General features: G+C 69.1%; 12 protein-coding genes. 6 read left to right on the top strand and 6 right to left on the bottom strand.

The window, feature by feature from the left end; translation table 11 throughout:
* A complete protein-coding gene (locus tag ACFQPS_RS19550; RefSeq protein WP_417715227.1) occupies window positions 1-435 on the bottom strand; it encodes a CopG family transcriptional regulator in 435 nt (144 codons plus the stop codon).
* A gap of 159 nt (window positions 436-594) precedes the next feature.
* On the opposite strand from ACFQPS_RS19550, the gene bchE reads away from it, so the two are divergent.
* Together bchE and bchJ are read left to right on the top strand one after the other, a co-directional pair.
* Complete coding sequence (gene bchE, locus ACFQPS_RS19545) at window positions 595-2,367, top strand: magnesium-protoporphyrin IX monomethyl ester anaerobic oxidative cyclase (protein ID WP_377360958.1); 1,773 nt, start codon at window positions 595-597, stop codon at window positions 2,365-2,367.
* A 12-nt stretch (window positions 2,368-2,379) separates the two neighbouring features.
* Window positions 2,380-3,081, top strand: a complete 702-nt coding sequence (gene bchJ / locus ACFQPS_RS19540; RefSeq protein WP_377360956.1) for a bacteriochlorophyll 4-vinyl reductase — start codon at window positions 2,380-2,382, stop codon at window positions 3,079-3,081.
* 122 nt (window positions 3,082-3,203) lie between these two features.
* On the opposite strand, the gene ACFQPS_RS19535 is transcribed toward bchJ, so the two are convergent.
* Complete coding sequence (locus tag ACFQPS_RS19535; RefSeq protein WP_377360954.1) at window positions 3,204-6,287, bottom strand: efflux RND transporter permease subunit; 3,084 nt, start codon at window positions 6,285-6,287, stop codon at window positions 3,204-3,206.
* A 10-nt stretch (window positions 6,288-6,297) separates the two neighbouring features.
* Window positions 6,298-7,428, bottom strand: a complete 1,131-nt coding sequence (locus ACFQPS_RS19530) for an efflux RND transporter periplasmic adaptor subunit (protein ID WP_377360952.1) — start codon at window positions 7,426-7,428, stop codon at window positions 6,298-6,300.
* Between the two features lie 251 nt (window positions 7,429-7,679).
* On the opposite strand from ACFQPS_RS19530, the gene ACFQPS_RS19525 reads away from it, so the two are divergent.
* A complete protein-coding gene (locus tag ACFQPS_RS19525) occupies window positions 7,680-8,297 on the top strand; it encodes a TetR/AcrR family transcriptional regulator (protein ID WP_377360951.1) in 618 nt (205 codons plus the stop codon).
* 78 nt (window positions 8,298-8,375) lie between these two features.
* Here the strand turns inward: ACFQPS_RS19525 and ACFQPS_RS19520 are convergent, their stop codons facing one another.
* The gene (locus tag ACFQPS_RS19520) at window positions 8,376-10,799 is read right to left on the bottom strand and encodes a TonB-dependent receptor (protein ID WP_377360950.1); all 2,424 of its coding nucleotides are present in this window, start codon (window positions 10,797-10,799) and stop codon (window positions 8,376-8,378) included.
* 242 nt (window positions 10,800-11,041) lie between these two features.
* The gene (locus ACFQPS_RS19515; protein WP_377360948.1) at window positions 11,042-11,287 is read right to left on the bottom strand and encodes a hypothetical protein; all 246 of its coding nucleotides are present in this window, start codon (window positions 11,285-11,287) and stop codon (window positions 11,042-11,044) included.
* 172 nt (window positions 11,288-11,459) lie between these two features.
* Here ACFQPS_RS19515 and ACFQPS_RS19510 point away from each other — a divergent pair, with 172 nt between their 5' ends.
* The 3 genes from ACFQPS_RS19510 (at window position 11,460) to ACFQPS_RS19500 (ending at window position 15,642) form a co-directional block, all read left to right on the top strand.
* Window positions 11,460-12,404, top strand: coding sequence for an alpha/beta fold hydrolase (locus ACFQPS_RS19510; RefSeq protein WP_377360947.1), 945 nt, complete (start codon window positions 11,460-11,462; stop codon window positions 12,402-12,404).
* Between the two features lie 113 nt (window positions 12,405-12,517).
* The gene (locus tag ACFQPS_RS19505) at window positions 12,518-15,100 is read left to right on the top strand and encodes a M1 family metallopeptidase (RefSeq protein ID WP_377360945.1); all 2,583 of its coding nucleotides are present in this window, start codon (window positions 12,518-12,520) and stop codon (window positions 15,098-15,100) included.
* A gap of 8 nt (window positions 15,101-15,108) precedes the next feature.
* Window positions 15,109-15,642 (top strand): DUF6702 family protein, encoded by a 534-nt coding sequence (locus ACFQPS_RS19500; protein ID WP_377360943.1) that lies wholly within the window; start codon window positions 15,109-15,111, stop codon window positions 15,640-15,642.
* A 47-nt stretch (window positions 15,643-15,689) separates the two neighbouring features.
* On the opposite strand, the gene ACFQPS_RS19495 is transcribed toward ACFQPS_RS19500, so the two are convergent.
* The gene (locus ACFQPS_RS19495; RefSeq protein WP_377360941.1) at window positions 15,690-18,764 is read right to left on the bottom strand and encodes an efflux RND transporter permease subunit; all 3,075 of its coding nucleotides are present in this window, start codon (window positions 18,762-18,764) and stop codon (window positions 15,690-15,692) included.
* Between the last annotated feature and the right edge of the window lies 1 nt (window position 18,765).

Below are 18,765 nucleotides of genomic sequence, written 5' to 3'. Positions count from 1 at the left end.
TCAGCGCGCCCGGTCGGCCAGTGCCGCCTTCACGGCGGGGCTGGCATGCAGCGCGCCCAGGACGGAGACGGAGGCGATGGCGGCGCGCGCCAGTTCGGGAGTCACGTCGGTGGCGATGCTGGCAAGGCCCAGCACCTGGATGTGCAGGGGGGTGCCGGCGTCGCGCGCCGCCTCCAGGTCCTGCCGCGTATAGTGGCGCAGGCCCAGATCCACGGCCTTGCGCGCCACGGACTGGCGGACGGCGTCGCCGTGCCGTTCGATCTGGTTCCGGATCGCCGTGCGGATGAAGTCGGTGCGGTTGGAATAGAATCCCTCCGCCACCAGCAGGTCGATGTGGCCCAGGTCCACGAAGCCCAGGTTGATCGTGATCTTTTCGCTCTCCGCTGCCTTGGGCCGCAGCTCATGAACCGTTTCCACCATGGCGCTACCATCCATCCACCATCCAGATGGATGGAAAATGGACACGAACCGTAGGGTTTCCAAGGGGTGGGGGCGCGCGCAGATGCCTCATGTGCCCGGACTTTGATTTGCGTCAAATACGTCCGCCAAAGTTCACGTCAGCTTGGCGGAAACCCGAACGCCAGGAAGGTTCCCATGCGCGTCCTGCTTATCCATCCCAACTACCACTCTGGCGGCGCCGAGATCGCCGGCAACTGGCCGCCGGCATGGGCGGCGTACCTGGCCGGCGCCCTCAAGCAGGCGGGCTACACGGACTTCATCTTCGTCGACGCGATGACCAACAACCTCTCCGAGGATGAGGTGCGGGCCATCTTCGAGAAGGAGAAGCCCGATCTCGTCGGCGCGACGTCCATCACCCCGTCGATCTACAAGGCCGAGCGCCTGTTGCAGATCGCCAAGGAGGTGAACCCGAAGATCGTCACCATCCTGGGCGGCATCCATGCCACCTTCATGTACCAGCAGGTGCTGAGCGAGGCCCCCTGGGTCGACGCCATCGCCCGCGGCGAGGGTGAGGCGATCCTGGTCAATCTCTGCCGCGCCATCGAGGACGGCACCTGGGCGACCGACCGCAAGTCGATCAAGGGCATCGCCTTCATCGAGGACGGCAAGATCGTCGCCACCCCGGCCGAGCCGCCGATCGCGGATGTCGATACGATCAATCCCGACTGGTCGATCCTGGAGTGGGACAAGTACATCTACATCCCGATGGGCGTGCGCGTCGCCATCCCGAACATGGCGCGCGGCTGCCCCTTCACCTGCTCCTTCTGCTCGCAGTGGAAGTTCTGGCGCAACTACCGCGTCCGCGACCCCAAGAAGGTGGTCGATGAGATCGAGACGCTGGTGCGCGACCACAAGGTCGGGTTCTTCATCCTCGCGGACGAGGAGCCGACCATCCACCGCAAGAAGTTCATCCAGTTCTGCGAGGAGATGGAGCGGCGCAAGCTGCCGGTGCTGTGGGGCATCAACACCCGCGTGACCGACATCCTGCGCGACGAGGAGCTGCTGCCGCTGTACCGCCGCGCCGGCCTCGTCCACGTCTCGCTCGGCACCGAAGCCGCGGCCCAGCTCAAGCTGGACCTGTTCAACAAGGAAACCACGATCGCCCAGAACAAGAAGGCGATCGAGCTTCTGAAGAAGAACGGCATCGTCGCCGAGGCGCAGTTCATCGTCGGCCTGGAGAACGAGACGGCCGAGACGCTGGAGCAGACCTACCAGATGGCGATGGACTGGGGTCCGGACATGGCCAACTGGGCCATGTACACGCCCTGGCCGTTCTCGGACCTGTTCCGCGATCTGGGCGACAAGGTCGAGATCTACGACTTCGAGAAGTACAATTTCGTCACTCCGATCATCAAGCCGGCCGCCATGGACCGCGCCGAGCTGCTTGACCGCGTGATGAACAACTACCGCCGCTTCTACATGCGCAAGAGCCTGTTCCATTATCCGTGGATCAGGGACAAGGTGAAGCGCAAGTACATGCTCGGCTGCCTCAAGGCGTTCCTCAAGAGCGGCTTCGAGCGCAAGTTCTACGACCTGGGCCGTGTCGATTACTGGGGTCCGCAGTCGAAGAAGAAGGTCGACTTCAAGTTCGACCGCAACCGCACCGCGGCCCTGCTGCCGCTGGCGGACGACTGGGAAGCCGCGGCCGACAAGGCGCGCAAGGCCCGGCTGAAGGCCGCCGAGAAGGAGAAGGCGAACCAGCAGCCGGTGGACGAGGTCGAGCTGGAGGATACTGCCGACATCGAGGCCAAGGGGATCGTCATCCCGATGGCCTGTGGCGGCGGCAAGGACCAGCTTCCCGACGAGGTCGAGGAGACGACCGAGGCCGGGAAGAAGCCGGCCGCGGTTCCCATGGCCTGCGGCGGCGGCAAGGAGCAGCTCGCCGAGACGGTGGGCGGCGACGACTGAGGACCCGCACCCGTGAGCGTTGACAGCGTCTCGCCCCTGCCTGCTCCGGTCGCGGACCGGGGCGGGCAGGGGCGGCCCCCCGGCGGCCCCGGACACGGGGACGACCATGGCGGGGCCGACCATGGCGTGGACATGGCCTTCCGCATCGGCCCGAACGCCATCATTCAGATGGAGGCGGTGCTGCGGGACCGGCTCGGCGCGGCCGAGACGGTCCGTCTGCTGACCGCGGCGGGCCTGTCGCGTTACCTGGACACCCCGCCCGGCCAGATGGTGGACGAGCGGGAGGTCAATGCCCTGCACCGGGTGCTGCGGGCAGAACTGGGGGTGGCCCAGGCCCGGCGCCTGTCGCATGAGGCGGGGCAGCGCACCGGCGACTATCTGCTGGCGCACCGCATCCCGAAGCCGGTGCAGGTGATCCTCAAGCTGCTGCCGGCGCCCTTGGCCAGCCGCGTCCTGCTCTCGGCCATCGGCAAGCATTCCTGGACCTTCTCCGGCTCCGGGACCTTCACCGTCCGCTCGGTCAGCCCGGCCGTCGTCAGCATCGAGAACTGCCCCATCGCCCGCGGCGCGACGGGGACGGAGCCGGTCTGCGACTTCTACACCGGCACCTTCGAGCGGCTGTACCGCGTGCTCGTGCATCCCCGCGCCCAGGCCGAGGAGACGGAGTGCGAGGTGACGGGCGCTCCCCGCTGCACCTTCGAGGTCCGCTGGTAGGCGCCGCGCGCCCGGTTCCGGTTGCGAACCGCTTCCGATGAAACGAAGCCCCCGGTCTCTGGCCGGGGGCTTCGTCATTTTCCGCACTCCGTTAGGCGCCCCCTGCCGGGCAGCCCCGATCCCTATTCGGCGGCGGCGCGGACAGGCGGCAGCGTCTCCCGCGTGCCGGGGACGGCTTCCGGGGTGGCCTGCCGGTCGGCGGCGATCAGCATGTAGACCGACGGCAGGATGAACAGCGTGAACAGGGCGCCGATGGCCATGCCGGCCACCAGCACGATGCCGATGCTGTTGCGCGCCGCGGCCCCCGGTCCCTCCACCAGCACCAGCGGGAAGTGGCCGACGACGGTCGCGGCCGTCGTCATCAGCACCGGCCGCAGCCGGGTCAGCGCCGCCTCGCGCACCGCCTCCAGCTTCGACCGGCCCTCTTCCTGGAGATGGTTGGCGAACTCCACGACCAGGATGCCGTTCTTGGCGATCAGCCCGACCAGGGTGATCAGGCCCACCTGGCTGTAGATGTTCACCGTGGTCAGGCTCAGGAACGGGAAGACCAGCGCGCTGGACAGGGCCAGCGGCACCGATCCCAGCAGCACCACAAGCGGGTCGCGGAAACTGCCGAACTGCGCCGCCAGCACCAGATAGATCAGCAGCAGGGCGAAGCCCAGCGTGCCGATCAGGGTGTTGCCCTCCTGCCGGATCTGGCGGGACTCGCCGGCATGGTCCAGCACGTAGTCGGCGGGCAGGATCTCGCGCGCCGCCTGCTCCAGCGCGCTCAGGGCCTGTTCCTTGGTGACGCCGGGTACCACGCCGCCATAGACGCGGAAGCTGTCGGCCTGCTGGAAGCGGGTCAGGGCGCGCGGCGCCGCCCCCGTCTCCAGCCGGGCGATGCTGGACACCGGCACTGCCGCGCCCGACGGCGTGCGGATCTTCAGGTCCAGAAGCTGGTCGGCCGTCGCCTTGGCGTCGTTGCCGACCTGCGGCACGACCTTGTAGGCGCGGCCGTCATAGTTGAAGCGGTTGACGTAGTTGCCGGCCAGCAGCACGCCGAGCTGACGCCCGACCTCCGCCAGATCCATGCCCAGATCGGCGACGCGCTCCCGGTCCACCGCGATCTTCACCTGCGGCAGGTCGATGCGCAGGTCGGTGTCGGCGAACATGAACAGGCCGCTCCCGAACGCCGCACCGACAAGGCGCTGCGAGAAGGCCGCCATCTCCTCCGGCGAGGCGATGCCCTTCACCACCAGCTCCACGTCGTAGTTGCCGGAGACGGGCAGGGCGGGGAACAGCACAGGGAACGCCTGGATGCCGCTGATCTGCGACAGCGCCTCGAAGAACAGGGGTTGCAGCTCCTGGGCGGAGCGCTCGCGCTCGGTCCAGTCCTTCAGCACCACGCCGCCGAACCCGTTCGAGGGCAGCACCACCTGCCAGAGGAAATCGGTCTCGGGGAAGCTCTTCGCCGTATCGACCAGCGATTCCATGTGGCTGCTGGTATAGGTCAGGGTCGCGTCCGGGGCGGAGGTGACCATGATGAAGATGTCGCCCTGGTCCTCGACCGGCGCCAGCTCCTTGCCGGAGAACAGGAACAACGGCACGGACAGCAGGGCGACGAACAGGCCGAAGGCCAGCACCGGCGGGCGATAGCGCAGCGTGCGGTCCAGGCCGCGGGCATAGGCGTCGCGGACGGCGTCGAAGATCGTGTTGACCCGGCGGGTGAACCAGCCCTCCCGGCCGCCCTCCGCGGCGAAGCGGGCGCTCATCACCGGCGAGAGCGTGATGGCGACGACGCCGGACATCAGCACGGCGATGGCCAGGGTGAAGGCGAACTCCCGGAACAGCACCCCGGTCAGGCCCGACAGGAAGCCGATCGGGGCGTAGACCGCGGCCAGCGTGATGGTCATGGCGACGATCGGCCCGAAGAGCTGGCGCGCGCTGGCCAGCGCCGCTTCGGTCCGCGACCGGCCTTCGCGCATGAAGCGGGAGACGTTCTCGACCACGACGATGGCGTCGTCCACCACCAGACCGACCGACAGCACGATGGCCAGCAGGGTCAGCAGGTTGAAGGAGAAGCCCAGCGCCAGCATCATGCCGGCGGCGCCGACGAGCGACACGGGAATGGCGACCAGCGGCACCAGGGCGGTACGGACCGAGCCCAGGAACAGGAAGACGACCAGCCCGACGATCAGCACCGTCTCGGCCAGGGTCTTGCCGATCTCCTTCAGCGCCCGCTCCATGTAGATGGTGCCGTCATAGGCCATCTTGATCTCGACGCCCGGCGGCAGCGCCGCCCGGATCCGGTCAAGCTCGGCGCGCAGGTCGTAGCCCAGGGTGATCTCGTTGGAGCCGGGCAGGGGCCAGACGGACAGGTAGACGGCCGGCACATGGTCCAGGCGGACATCCGCCGCCGGTTCCTCCGATGCCAGGGAGATGCGGGCGATGTCGGACAGGCGGATGATGGAATCCGCGCTCTCCCGCACGATGAGCTGTTCGAACTCCGCCTCGGTCTTGAGGTCCGTGTCGGTCAGCAGATCGACCTGCACGGCATTGCCCTTCGACTGGCCGATGGCGGCCAGGAAGTTGTTGCGCGTGAGCGCGGCCTGCACGTCGTCGGCGCTGATGCCGAAGGCATCCATGCGCGCCGCGTCCAGCCAGATCCGCATGGCCTGCGGCCGCGCGCCTTCCAGCCCGACCTTCTGCACCCCCGGCAGCACCGTCAGCCGGGGCTGCACCTCCCGGTCCAGGTACTCGGTCAGCCGGGGCAGGTCCAGCGTGGTGGCGGTGACCGCCACGTAGAAGGCGGCATAGGAGCGGTCGGCGCGGATCACCTCGACCGTCGGCGGTTCGGCCTCGGCCGGCAGTTCGTTGCGGATCTGGTCCAGCCGGTTGCCGACCTCTGCCAGGGCTACGGTGCTGCTGTGGTTCAGCCGCAGCCGCACCGTCACCGTGCTGACCCCGGCGACGCTGCTCGATTCCACATAGTCGACGCCGGAGATGGAGGAGACGGCCCGCTCCACCGGCGTCGTGATGAAGCCCTTCACCACCTCCGCCGGAGCGCCGACATAGACCGTCGTCACGACGATGGAGGCGCTCTCGATCTGCGGGAACTGCTGCACCGGCAGCTCCTGCGCCGCGCGCAGACCGATCAGCAGGATCAGCAGGTTGACGACGATGGCGACGACCGGCCGGCGGACGAACAGTTCGACGAAGCGCATGGCGGTCCCCTCAGTGCGCCGGGGCGGTCGCGGGATCGGTCCCCGGCTCCCCGCCCGGGCGGGTGTAGAGGCCGTTGACCGTCACCAGCAGACCCTCACGCAGCTTGAAGGACCCGTCGGCGGCGAGCATCTCCCCCGCCTCCAGTCCGGACAGCACTGCCACCTCCGGGCCCCGCACCGGGCCCAGCCGGACGAAGCGCTGGCGGGCGCGGATCTGGTCGCCCTCCTGCGCCAGCACGAAGACATGGTCGCCGTGCGGCGCCCGCCGCACCGCCGTCAGCGGCACGAACAGGGCGGGGCGGGGGGCGCCCGTCTCCGCCACGACGTCCACGAAGGCGCCGGGCGTCAGGACCCCGCCCAGGCCGGGGACCACCGCCCGCAGCCGCAGGGAGCGCGCACCGTCATCCACCGCCGCGTCCCGCGCCACGATGCGCGCCACCGCGGTGCCGCCGGGAAGCTGGGCGCCGGACAGGGCTACCGTGCCGCTTCCGGCCAGCAGCGGGGCGATGTCCTGCGGGAAGGCGAAATCCACATAGGCGTCGTCCGACACGCCTTGCAGGCGGGCGATCAGCGTCCCTTCCGACAGGTAGGCGCCGGGGTGCAGGTCGCGCAGGCCGACCCGCGCCTTGAACGGGGCACGCAGGGTCTTCTTGGCGATCTGCACCTCCATCCCCTGCATCCGGGCCCGCAGCGCGGCAAGCTGGGAGCGGGCCTGGTCCAGCGTCGCCTCCGATGCGGCCTGGGTCTTAACCAGCCGCTGCTGGCGCTCCAGGGTCAGCTTGGCGAGATCGGCCTCGGCCTTCAGGGCCGCCAGATCCGCTTCCTCCTGCGCGGTGTCGAAGCGCACCAGCACCTGCCCCGCCTCGACCACGTCGCCGGAGTCGAAGGTCACCTCGGTGACGCGGCCGGCCAGCTCGTTGCGCAGCTCGACATGGCGCAGCGCGATGACCGTGCCGACGGTCCGGGCGCTGGTCGTGAAGGTTCCGGGTTCCGCCCGGGCCCCCTGGACCGTCTCCCGCTGTTCGGGATAGGACGCGGCCGCCGCGATGGCCCTGGTGATCTCGATGGTCTTGTAGCCGCCCAGCCCGGCGAGGATCGCCAGCATGGCAAGGATGGCGATGACCCATGATCTGATACGCATGACCCGACCCTGTCGAAAGCCCCGTGTGCGGGGCGGACCTGACGGCTGAAGACGACGAGCCCGGCAGAGGCCATGGGGCGGCTCGCCGGGCTGAGGATGAAGGCACGGATCGGGGCGGACGGTCGGCGGATGTGGATTCCGCCTTGGCTCGGCCGGCCGCGGTCATTACCATGCAGACAGTATGTATGGATACGCACATACACGCTGTATGTCAATCACGGCTGCGGGCGGCGGCGGGACGGGAAGGGACGATGGCAGGACGGACTGCGCCGGCACGGCGGGGCGGCAGCAAGGCGGAACAGTCGGCGACGACGCGGGCGGCGCTCCTGGCCGAGGCGCAACGGCACTTCGCGGCCAAGGGGTTCGCCGCCACCACGGCGGAGGACATCCTCCAGCCACTCGGCCTGACCCGGGGGGCGCTCTATCACCAGTTCTCAGGCATGCGGGATCTCTTCCACACCGTCTGCCGGGACATGATGGACAGTTGCGGGAATGAGGTCCTTTCGGAGACGGGGGCCGCGACAGGAAACCCGGTGGAGCAGCTCCGGGCCGGCTGCATCGCCTTCCTGCGGCGCGCGGCGGAACCCGACTTCGCCCGCATCGTGCTGACGGACGGTCCTGCCGTCCTTGGCTGGGAGGCGATGGCCGAACTGGACCAGGGGACCTGGTATCCGCGCTTCATGGAGACGGTGCGTGGCGCCATCGCGGCCGGGGCCAGCCTGCCGGCCGATACGGAGGCCGCGATCCGGATCGTGGACGGCGCCGTCGGAAAGCTGGCGGAGTGGGTGGCGACGGCGACCGACGACCGGGAAGAGGTACTCCGCCGCGCCATCGCGGCGGTCGAGCTCCTGATCCGCGATCCGTCCTGAACCGCCGCCATGCGATCCGGCCCCCCGCCCGGCAGGCCGAGCGGGGGGCAAGGTCGGAGCGTTCCCGTCGGAAGAGGCTCAGAAGCGCGTCAGCACGTTCAGCCCGATGGTGCGCGGCTTGATGACCTGATAGCCGACCCGGGCGCGGAAGCCGCGTTCGCGGTCCAGCGACAGCCGCGCATTCTCGTCGAACAGGTTGTTGACGTAGCCCGCCACTTCCCAGCCGCCGCGGCGGACACCCAGGCGCAGATTGACGATGTCATAGGCCGGCAGCTTCGGATCGAAGCTGAAGCTCGTCGCCGGCTGGCCGCCGATCGGGATGCGGGTGACGGTGCCGACCGCCGCCGGGTCCTGGTCCACCGCCTGGGTGTAGCGCGAGCCGACATGCTGGTAGGTGGCCGTGACGAAGCCCAGCAGGTCGTCCGCGATCTCCTGTTCGTAGTTGGCGCTGGCGTTGAACTGGAAGCGCGGCACGGTGGGCAGCCGGTTGCCGTCCTCGATGCCGCCGACGACGGTGGCGGCCCCGCCGGCCCCGACCGAGGTCACGGTTTCCGTGAACTCGCTGTCCGTGTAGCTGGTGGAGACGGCCAGCGACAGCGCCTCGGTGACCTGGAAGCTCAGTTCGGCCTCGCCGCCTCTGGTCCGGGCATCGGCGTTGAAGACGATGCGCGAGGAGCAGGTGCCGGCGTCCAGCGTGACCTGAAGGTTGCTGATGTCGGCGTAGAAGCCCGCCAGATTGAGCTGCCCGCGCCCGTCGGCGAAGCCGAGCTTGGCCCCGACCTCGTAGTTCCAGACGGTCTCGTTGTCGAAGCTGGAGCGGCCGCCGAAGGTGACCAGATCCTGGGCCGAGCAGAGCGGGGCGTTCAGCGGGTCGTTGATGCCGCCCAGCCGGAAGCCCTTCGAGACCTGGGCGTTCAGCGTCAGGTCGGGCGTCGCCTCATAGCTGACGATCACCCGCGGGGAGAAGCCGTCGCTGCTGGTCTTGCCCTCCTGCCCGATGCTCCGGTCGGCGAACAGACCGTCGAAGTTCAGGACCCGCTCCTCCTCGAAGTCGAACCAGCGCACGCCGGCCGTGACGCTGAGCTGGTCCGTGAGATCGTAGCTGCCCTCCCCGAACAGGGCGAGCTGCTTGAAGTCGTAAGGGATCAGCGAATAGTAGAGCACGTCGCGCGGGGCCAGCGGCCCGGCCGTGGGAATGCCGGTCTGCGCCTCGAAGCCCGGCACGTCCAGGCGCTGGGCATAGGTGCGCTCGATGTCCGAATAGAAGGCGCCCAGCACCCACTGGAACGGCCCGTCGCCGTTCGACGCGATCCGCGCCTCCTGGGTGAAGACCTCCAGGTCGGTGGTGTCGTTCAGCGGCGTGGCGATGGAATAGACCGACCGCGGCAGCCCGCCCGGGGCGAAGGACCCCGGCTGCCCGGTGATCGACCCGGTGAGCGGGGAGGCATCGCGCACCACCATCAGGTCGCGGTCGGTGTAGGTGGTGATCGAGGTCAGGGTGACCGCCTCCAGCTCCCACTCCAGCGTCAGGTCGGCCAGCAGGAAATCGTCCTCGAACTGCTCCTCAAGCTGGGTGAACTGCTGGCGCTCGTCGAAGCGGTAGAGCCGCTGCGGATCGGTCGTCGGCGTCAGGTCGTTGGCCAGGATGTTGAAGATGTCCTCGCGGTTGAAGCCGTCGGTCTCGATCTTCTGGTAGATGACGCGCGGGATGACGCTCAGCCCTTCGGTCGGCTCGACCAGGGCCGACAGGCGGAAGCCCTTGCGGGTGCCGTCATTGACATTCTTGTCGATGCTGCCGTCGGGCCGGACCGCATCGATGAAGCCGGCATAGTCGGTGTAGTAGCCGACGGCGCGGAACGCTGCCTTCTCGGTCAGCGGGACATTCACCGCACCGCGTGCCGACCAGCCGGTGCCGCCGTCCTTCAGAGTCTCGATCCCGGCCTCGGCCGTGCCCTCCACCCGTTCCGTCGTCGGCCGGTTGGTGATGTAGCGGATGGTGCCCGACAGCGAGCCCGAACCGTACAGCGTGCCCTGCGGCCCGCGCAGCACCTCCACCCGGCTCAGGTCGAACAGGTCGAGGTCCGGCGTGAACAGGGACAGCGAGATGACCGATTCATCGAGATAGACGCCGACCTGCTCCTTCACGCCGGGCTGGTCGCGCACGATCTGTCCGGCGGAGATGCCGCGCACGGCCACCTGGCTCTGGCCGGGGCCCAGGTTCTCGATGGTCAGGCCGACAACATTGCGCGACACGTCCTCCAGCGTCTCGGCGCCGCGGGCGCGGAGCTGGTCCTGCCCCAGCGCGTTGATGGAGAACGGCACGTCCCGAAGGGTCTCTTCGCGCTTGCGCGCGGTGACCAGGATTTCCTCGATGAAGCCGCCCTGCGGCGGCGGGCTGCCGGCGGGTGGCGCCGACTGCGCCAGGGCCGGCGGCGCGCCGGCCATCAGGGCCAGAACCGCCGTTCCGCGGACCAGGCGTCCGCGGCTGGTCGAAACAGGCATGGATGCTCCCCCTGTCTTCTTTGTTGCGCGTCTCCCGCGGGACGGCGGCACTCCGGCGGCACCCTCCGCGAGGCCCTGCCGGGAGCATCGACCGTCCGCTCCCGTTGCTGGAGAGGGGCGGAAGATGTACTCCCGGTGGCAACAATCCTAGGGCGAGTCGATCCGGATACGCAACGGGTACGGGGAGGCACGTGAATTACCGATGATCGAAGCGTGCAGGCATTCCGGCAATCCAAGGAATGTCAGTCGTCGGGATGGATGCCCCGTTCTGCCCGCCATGTCTGGAGATCGGTCTCCGCCTCGGTGGAGGCGCGGTCGAGCAGGTCCCGCAGGTCGCGCAGCAGGGTCCCGGCCTGGTCCCGTGCGGCGGTGTCGTGCAGCAGGGAGGTCACGCTCTGCGCCAGCGTCGCCACCGCCAGCTCGGCTTCGACCAGCCCGGCCAGCCTGTTCCGCATCGCCTCGTACCGCGCGGCGGCATCCTCCGTCATGGCGTCCCCCCGTTTCCCTGCATCATCCGGGAGCAACGGCCCGGGGCGGTCGGTTGTTACGGCGCGGCCTTGACGATGGCGGCGGCGCCCCATCTTAACCTTACGGAACCCTGTGCCGCCGGACCCTGCCTGTCCGGACGGTGCCAGGGACACGGGACCGGGATCAGAATCCATGAAGCTGTCGCTTCCTTTCCTCGTCGTGCTGGTGGCCAGCCTGTTCGGGCTGGGGGTCTGGTTGCACACCCCCGACAGGCCGCGCGACGAGCTGGAGGCGCTCTATCTGCGCTCGCCGGCGGACTATGTTCAGGCGGCCGGGATGCGCCTGCATGTGCGCGATGACGGCCCGCGCGATGCGCCGGCGGTGGTCATGCTGCACGGCTTCGGGGCCAGCCTGCACACCTGGGAAGGCTGGGCGCAGGGGCTGGCCGGGCCGTTCCGCGTCGTCCGCTTCGACCTCCCCGGCTTCGGCCTGACCGGCCCCGACCCGACGGGCGACTACGGCGACGACCGCGCCATGGCGGTGCTGGAGGCGCTGCTGGACCGGCTGGGCATCGCCCGCGCCAGCCTCGTCGGCAACTCCATCGGCGGCCGCATCGCCTGGAAGTTCGCGGCCCTGCATCCCGACCGGGTGGAGAAGCTGGTGCTCGTCTCGCCCGACGGCTTCGCAAGCCCCGGCTTCGAGTACGGCCGGAAGGCGGAGGTGCCGGGCATCCTCAACCTGATGCGCTTCATCCTGCCGACCGCCGCGGTGCGTGCCAACCTGCAACCGGCCTATGGCGACCCGGCCGTGCTGACCGACCAGCTCACCACCCGCTACCACGACCTGATGCTGGCGCCCGGTGTCCGCGATGCCATGTTCGCCCGGCTGGAACAGGTGATGCTGGAGCCGCCCGAGCCGCTGCTGCGCCGCATCCAGGCGCCTACCCTGCTGCTGTGGGGGGAGAAGGACGCCATGATCCCCGTCTCGAACGCCGCGGACTATGCCCGCGCGCTGCACGACAGCCGGACGGTGACCTTCCCCGATCTGGGCCATGTTCCGCAGGAGGAGGCGCCGGCCCGGTCGCTGGAGCCCGTGCGCAAGTTCCTTGCTGACGGATACCCCGGACTTGATGGTTAACGAATAGCGATCCCCGCCCCAGAATTCGCTTGGTTACCCGCCGGACTCCACTAAAGTGCTGCTGCCGGTCTCCGATGGGCCGGCCAGGGAACGTGGCTGGTGGGAGCGTGCGCATGCGTGGTTGGTCTGCCTGGGTGTCCGTCGCGGTCGGGTCCGGTTTCCTGCTGCTGGCTGCCGCGTCGGCGAGTGCCGATGCCATCCAGCAGACCAAGGGCGACTGGGAGGACAAGTTCCGCCAGCTTGAGGTGGACCTCCCGACTCCGAACACCTACCGCACCGCATCGGGCGCGCCGGGGCACCAGTACTGGCAGCAGCGCGCGGACTACCGCATCGACGTGAAGCTGGACGCTGCGGGCAAGCGCCTCACGGCCAGCGAGTCGGTGCGCTACACCAACAACTCGCCCGACACGCTGTCCTATCTCTGGGTTCAGCTCGACCAGAACATCTACAAGGACGACAGCATCGCCCGGATGACCGAGACGGTGCAGACCGGCGGGGCCCGCCGGCCGGCCACGGGCGGCGGCGACACCGGCGACCGCCTGACCTACAACGGTCTCGCCCGCGAACAGATCTTCAAGGACATCGAATTCGGGGTGGAGATCCGGGCCGTCACGGACGAGGCGGGGCATCCGCTGCCCTACCGCGTCGTCGACACGATGATGCGGATCGACCTGCCGCAGCCGCTCTCCCCCGGCAAGGCCACGACCTTCCGGATCGACTGGGCCTACAACATCGTGGACGAGGAGCGCGTCGGCGGCCGTAGCGGCTACGAGCACTTCAAGGACACCGACACGGACCTGTTCTTCCTGGCCCAGTGGTTCCCGCGCATGGCGGCCTACACCGACTATGCGGGCTGGCAGCACAAGGCGTTCCTCGGCCGCGGCGAGTTCACGCTGGAATTCGGCGACTACGATGTCTCCATCACCGTGCCGGCCGACCACATCGTCGCCGCCACGGGCGAGTTGCAGAACCCGTCCGACGTGCTGACGCCGGAGCAGCGCCGCCGGCTGGAACAGGCCCGCACCGCCACCAGTCCCGTCTTCATCGTCACCCCCGACGAGGCGAAGGAGAACGAGAAGGCGACGGAGACGGGGACCCGCACCTGGGTCTTCCGGGCGAAGAACGTGCGCGACTTCGCCTGGTCCAGCTCCAACAAGTTCATCTGGGACGCGATGGGGTTCCGCCAGGACAGCCCGCAGCAGCCCCAGGTGCTGGCCATGTCGTTCTACCCGAACGAGGCCGAGCCGCTCTGGTCCAAGTATTCGACCCAGGCGGTCGTCCACACGATGGAGGTCTATTCCAAGTTCTCCTTCCCCTACCCCTACCCGACGGCGCAGTCGGTCAACACCTGGGACCGGGGCGGGATGGAATACCCGATGATCACCTTCAACGGCTCGCGGCCGGTGAAGGACAAGAAGACCGGCAAGGTCACCTATTCCTCCCAGGCCAAGTACGGCCTGATCGGCGTCGTCATCCATGAGATCGGGCACATCTACTTCCCGATGACCGTCAACTCTGACGAACGCCAGTGGAGCTGGATGGACGAGGGCCTGAACACCTTCCTCCAGAACGTCGCCCATCTGGAGTGGGAGGAGAATTTCGGCGGCCAGGACCGCAACCCGAATCTGCCCGACACGATCACGGCCTACATGGTCAGTGAGAACCAGGTGCCGGTCATGACGCAGTCGGACAGCATCCTGCAGTTCGGCCCCAACGCCTACACCAAGCCGGCGACGGCGCTGACCATCCTGCGCGAGACGGTGCTGGGTCGCGACCTGTTCGACCATGCCTTCCGCGAATACGCCACGCGCTGGAAGTTCAAGCGCCCGACCCCGGCCGACTTCTTCCGCACCATGGAGGATGCCTCCGGCGTCGATCTCGACTGGTTCTGGCGCGGCTGGTTCTACACCACCGACCATGTGGACATCGCCATCGACGGCGTCCGTGAGTACACCATCTCCACCCGCAATCCCGAGGTTGAGAAGCCGCTGGCCCGGACCGAGCAGCGGCAGGAGCGGGTCGAGCCGCTGATGCAGATCCATAACCGCGAGGACGGGCTGAAGACCCGGGTGGAGCGCATCCCCGACCTCAAGGACTTCTACAACGAGAACGACCAGCATACGGTCACGAACAAGGACCGGAACGACTATGCCGACCTGATCAAGGGGCTGGAGGACTGGGAACGGGCGGCGCTGGAACGGGCTCAGAAGGACGGTGATTTCATCTACTTCGCCGACTTCACCAACAAGGGCGGCCTCGTCATGCCGCTGCCGCTGAAGCTCACCTTCGCGGACGGCTCCAGCGAGTTCGTGATGATCCCTGTGGAGATCTGGCGCTACAACCCCAAGCGCGTCACGAAGATGCTGATCCGTCCGAAGCGCCTCGTCTCCATCGAGCTGGACCCGCGGCACGAGATCGCCGACGCCGACCGCAGCGACAACAGCTTCCCGCGCCGGATCGAGGCGTCGCGCCTGGAACTGTTCAAGGACAGGGAGTCCACGCGCAACCTGATGTCGGACATGCTGGTCGAGCTGAAGTCCGAGCGGACGGGCGACACCAAGGGCGAGGCGGACGAGGGTAAGGCCGGTGAGGGCAAGGCCGGGGAAGGCAAGACCGTGCCGCTCGGCCCGGCGCCGAAGGACGCGCCGCGGGACGGCAAGCCGGCTCCGGCCGCGGCGCCGGCCCCGTCGAAGTGAGAGCGCCCGTGCTCGCGCGCCGTCGCCTCCTCTCGCTCGCCCTGGCGGGGCTCGGCCTCGCCGGGGTGGCGGGGGCGTCCGGGCCGGTGCTGGCGCACCGGGCCAAGGCGGCGCTGACCACGATCGCCTGGAATCCGCGCAGCGGGACGCTGGAGGTTGTCCACCGCCTGCACGCCCACGATGCGGAGATCGCGCTCAACCGGGTCGAGAAGGTGCCGGCCCCGGACCTTGCCGACCTGAAGACCCGGGCGATCCTCGCCCTCTACGTGGAGAAGAATTTCGCGCTGGCGGACGCGGCCGGTGCGCCGCTGGCCCTGACGCTGGTCGGCGCCGAGGTGGAGATGGACCATGTCTATGTCTACCAGGAGGTGGCGCTTCCGGCACCGCCGGCGGAACTGGCGGTGCGCGACACCATCCTGCTGGACGTCTTCTCCGACCAGCTCAACCAGGTGAACATCGACTTCGCCGTCGATGGCACGGGCGGGGTCCGCACCCTGATGTTCCGCGGCGCGGACGACTGGAAGACGGCCAAGCGCGGCTGACCGACCGGGCGGGAACCCTCGCCTGACGCACACTCGCCGGACCGGGCTCAGGGAGCCGCGGTCGCCGGGACCGGCGGGCTACCCGCCGCCACCTCCCGCGGGGCCAGCAGCAGATACATGGCCGGCGTCACCAGCCGCGACAGGAAGGTGGAGGAGACGAGGCCGCCGATGATGACGATGGCCAGCGGCGAGTAGAGGCCGGACTCCTCCAGCGCCAGCGGCAGCAGGCCCCCGATGGCGGTGGCGGATGTCAGCAGCACCGGCAGGAAGCGGACCTCTCCCGCCTGCTCGATGGCCTGCTTCAGTGGTACGCCGGCGCGGCGGAGCTGGGTCGTGAAGTCCACCAGCAGGATGGAGTTCTTGATCTCGATGCCGATCAGGGCGACGAAGCCGATCATCGCCGTGAAGCTCAGCGTGTAGCCGGCGAGGTAGAGGGCGACGAGGCCGCCGACGATCCCCAGCGGGATCACCCCCGCCACCACGGCGGAGGCGGAGAAGCTGCGGAACTCCAGAATCAGCACGGCGACGATGCCGAAGACGGCGATCAGGATGGCGCTGGACAGGCCGGCGAAGCTGCGGGCGCGCGCCTCCGCCTCGCCGCCGGCCGTGATGCGGTAGCCGGGCGGCAGCGGGATCTCCGCCACCGCGGCCAGGATGGCGGTCGTCACCCCGTCGGTGTTGTGGCCCGTGGCGGTGTAGGCGGTGACCGTGACGGCGCGTTCCCGGTTGTAGCGGTCGATACGGGCCGGGCCGGATTCGAAGCGCGGGTCGGTGGCCGCGGCCAGCGGGGTGGCGCCGCCGGCCGCCGGCACGTAGATCTCTCCCAGCGTCTCCAGCTCGTGCCGCTCCCCCAGCGGCAGGCGCAGCACCACCGGAAAGGCGTCGCCGTCGCTCTCCCGGAACAGGGCCACCTGTTCGCCGGACAGGGCCAGCCGCACGGCGCGGTCGATGGCGCCGGCCGGCACGCCCAGGACGCCGGCCTTCTCCAGGTCCACGCCCAGGTTCAGGTCGGTCCGGTTCAGCCGCACCGGGTTGACGATGTCGCGCGTTCCCGGGGTCCGTTCCATCGCGGCGGTGACCCGGCCCGCGATCTCCTTCAGCACGTCCAGCTCGGGGCCCAGCACGCGGATGGCGATGGGGGCCTCGATCGGCGGGCCGTTCTCGAAGGCGCGCACGATGATCTGGGCGCCGGGATAGCGGGCCAGCCGCGCCCGCAGCCCGTCCAGCACGGCCACCCCCGCCTCGCCGTGCCAGCCCTCCAGCCCGACCAGGACGGAGCCATGGGTCGGGTCCTCCTCACGCGGCTGTACATTGTAGTAGACCCGCGGATTGCCGTGGCCGACATTGCCCATGAACCACGCCACTTCCGGCGTCGCCCGCAGCTCCGCCTCCACGAAGTCCACCGCCGCCTGCGTGGCGGCGCGGGAGGCGCCGTCGGGCAGATCCACCTCGACCAGGAACTGCGGCGTGCCGGCCGGCGGGAACAGGCTGAAGCCGATCCGCGGCACCAGCAGCAGCGACGCCCCGAACAGGCCCGCCGCCAGCAGCACGGTCAGGCCGGGCCGCTCCAGCGCCCGGTGCAGCAGCGGCCGGTAGACCGTGTGGATGACGGCCATGACGGCGCGCAGGGCGCGGTTGCCGTCGGGGTCGCCGTGCCGGCTCAGCATCCGGCCGGCCAGGAACGGGATGATCGTCAGGGCCACGAACAGCGACGCCGCCACCGTCACCAGCACCGCCACCGGCAGCGATTTGATGAACTTGCCCGACCCCTCCGGCAGGAACATCAGCGGCAGGAAGGCCAGCATCAGGGTGGCGGTGCAGCCCAGCACGGCCACGGCGATCTGCCGTGTCCCCTCGATCGCCGCCTGTTCGCGCGGGCGTCCCAGGCGCAGGTGGCGGGCGATGTTCTCCGTCACCACGATGCTGTCGTCCACCAGCAGGCCGAGCGAGAGCACGAAGCCCGCGATGGTGAGCTGGTTCAGCGAGAAGCCCGCCGCCTGCAACAGGGTCAGCCCGATGGCGAGCGACAGCGGGATCGCCAGCATGACGACCAGGGAGGCGCGCAGCCCCAGCGGCACCAGGGTCACCAGGACCAGCGCCAGCGCGATGGCGAAGTCCTTGAACAGGCGCGACAGGCGGTGCGCGACATTGACGGACTGGTCGAAGCCGCGCTCGATCCGGATGGTGTCGGGCAGGGTCGCCGCGAAGCCCTCCAGCGCCGCGTCCAGCCGCGCCGTCAGGTCGAAGATGTTCTGGCCTGGCTTCATGTTGGCGGTGACCAGGACGGCGCGCCCGCCATTGTAGCGGGTGATGTGGCTGGGCTCGTCGGCCGCCCAGGACACCGTGGCCACGTCGCGCACCTTGACGACGCGGCCGTCGGCGGCGCGTACCGTCGTCTCCCCGATGTCCGCCAGATTGCGGAAATCGCCCGTCGCCTTGACGTTGAAGCGGCGCTCCCCGGAATGCACGGCCCCCAGGGGCAGTGCTGCCCCTTCCGCCTTCAGGGCCTCAGCCAGGGCGGAGACGGGGATGCCCAGCGCGGCCAGCCGGCCGAGATCGACGGCGACCCGCACCTCCGTCCGGGCTTCGCCCCAGACTTCCGTCTCGCGGATGCCGGGGATGCGGTCGATGATGTCCTTCAGGTCGGTCGCCCGCTCCTCCAGCTCGCGGTCGCTGGCGTGGTCGCTGACCAGCGCGACCTGGGCGAAGTTGGTCAGGCTGGTTTCGACCTTCTTCACCTCCAACCGGACAAGCCCGTCGGGCAGGCTCGGCCGCAGGGCGTTCACCTCGCGCACGACCTGGTCGTACTTGCGCTCCGGTTCGCTGTTCCAGTCGAACTCGACATGGATGACGGTGCTGCCGTCGCGTGTGCGGGAGGTGATCTTGATGACGTCGTCCAGACCGTCGAGCGCATCCTCCAGCGGATCCGTCACCTGTTCTTCCATGTCCAGCGGGTCGGCGCCCGGCAGCACGGCGATGACGTTGAAGATCGGGGTGGGGAAGTCCGGGTCCTCTGCCCGCGGGATGGAGAGGAAGGCCCCCACCCCCATGGCCACCAGCATGGCGAACAGCACCAGCATGAACTGCCACTGCCGGACGGCGAAGCCGACGATCCCCGACATG

It is taken from the genome of Rhodocista pekingensis, from assembly GCF_042665545.1.
GTDB lineage: Bacteria > Pseudomonadota > Alphaproteobacteria > Azospirillales > Azospirillaceae > Rhodocista > Rhodocista pekingensis.
This window is presented reverse-complemented; position numbering and strand designations above follow the sequence as displayed.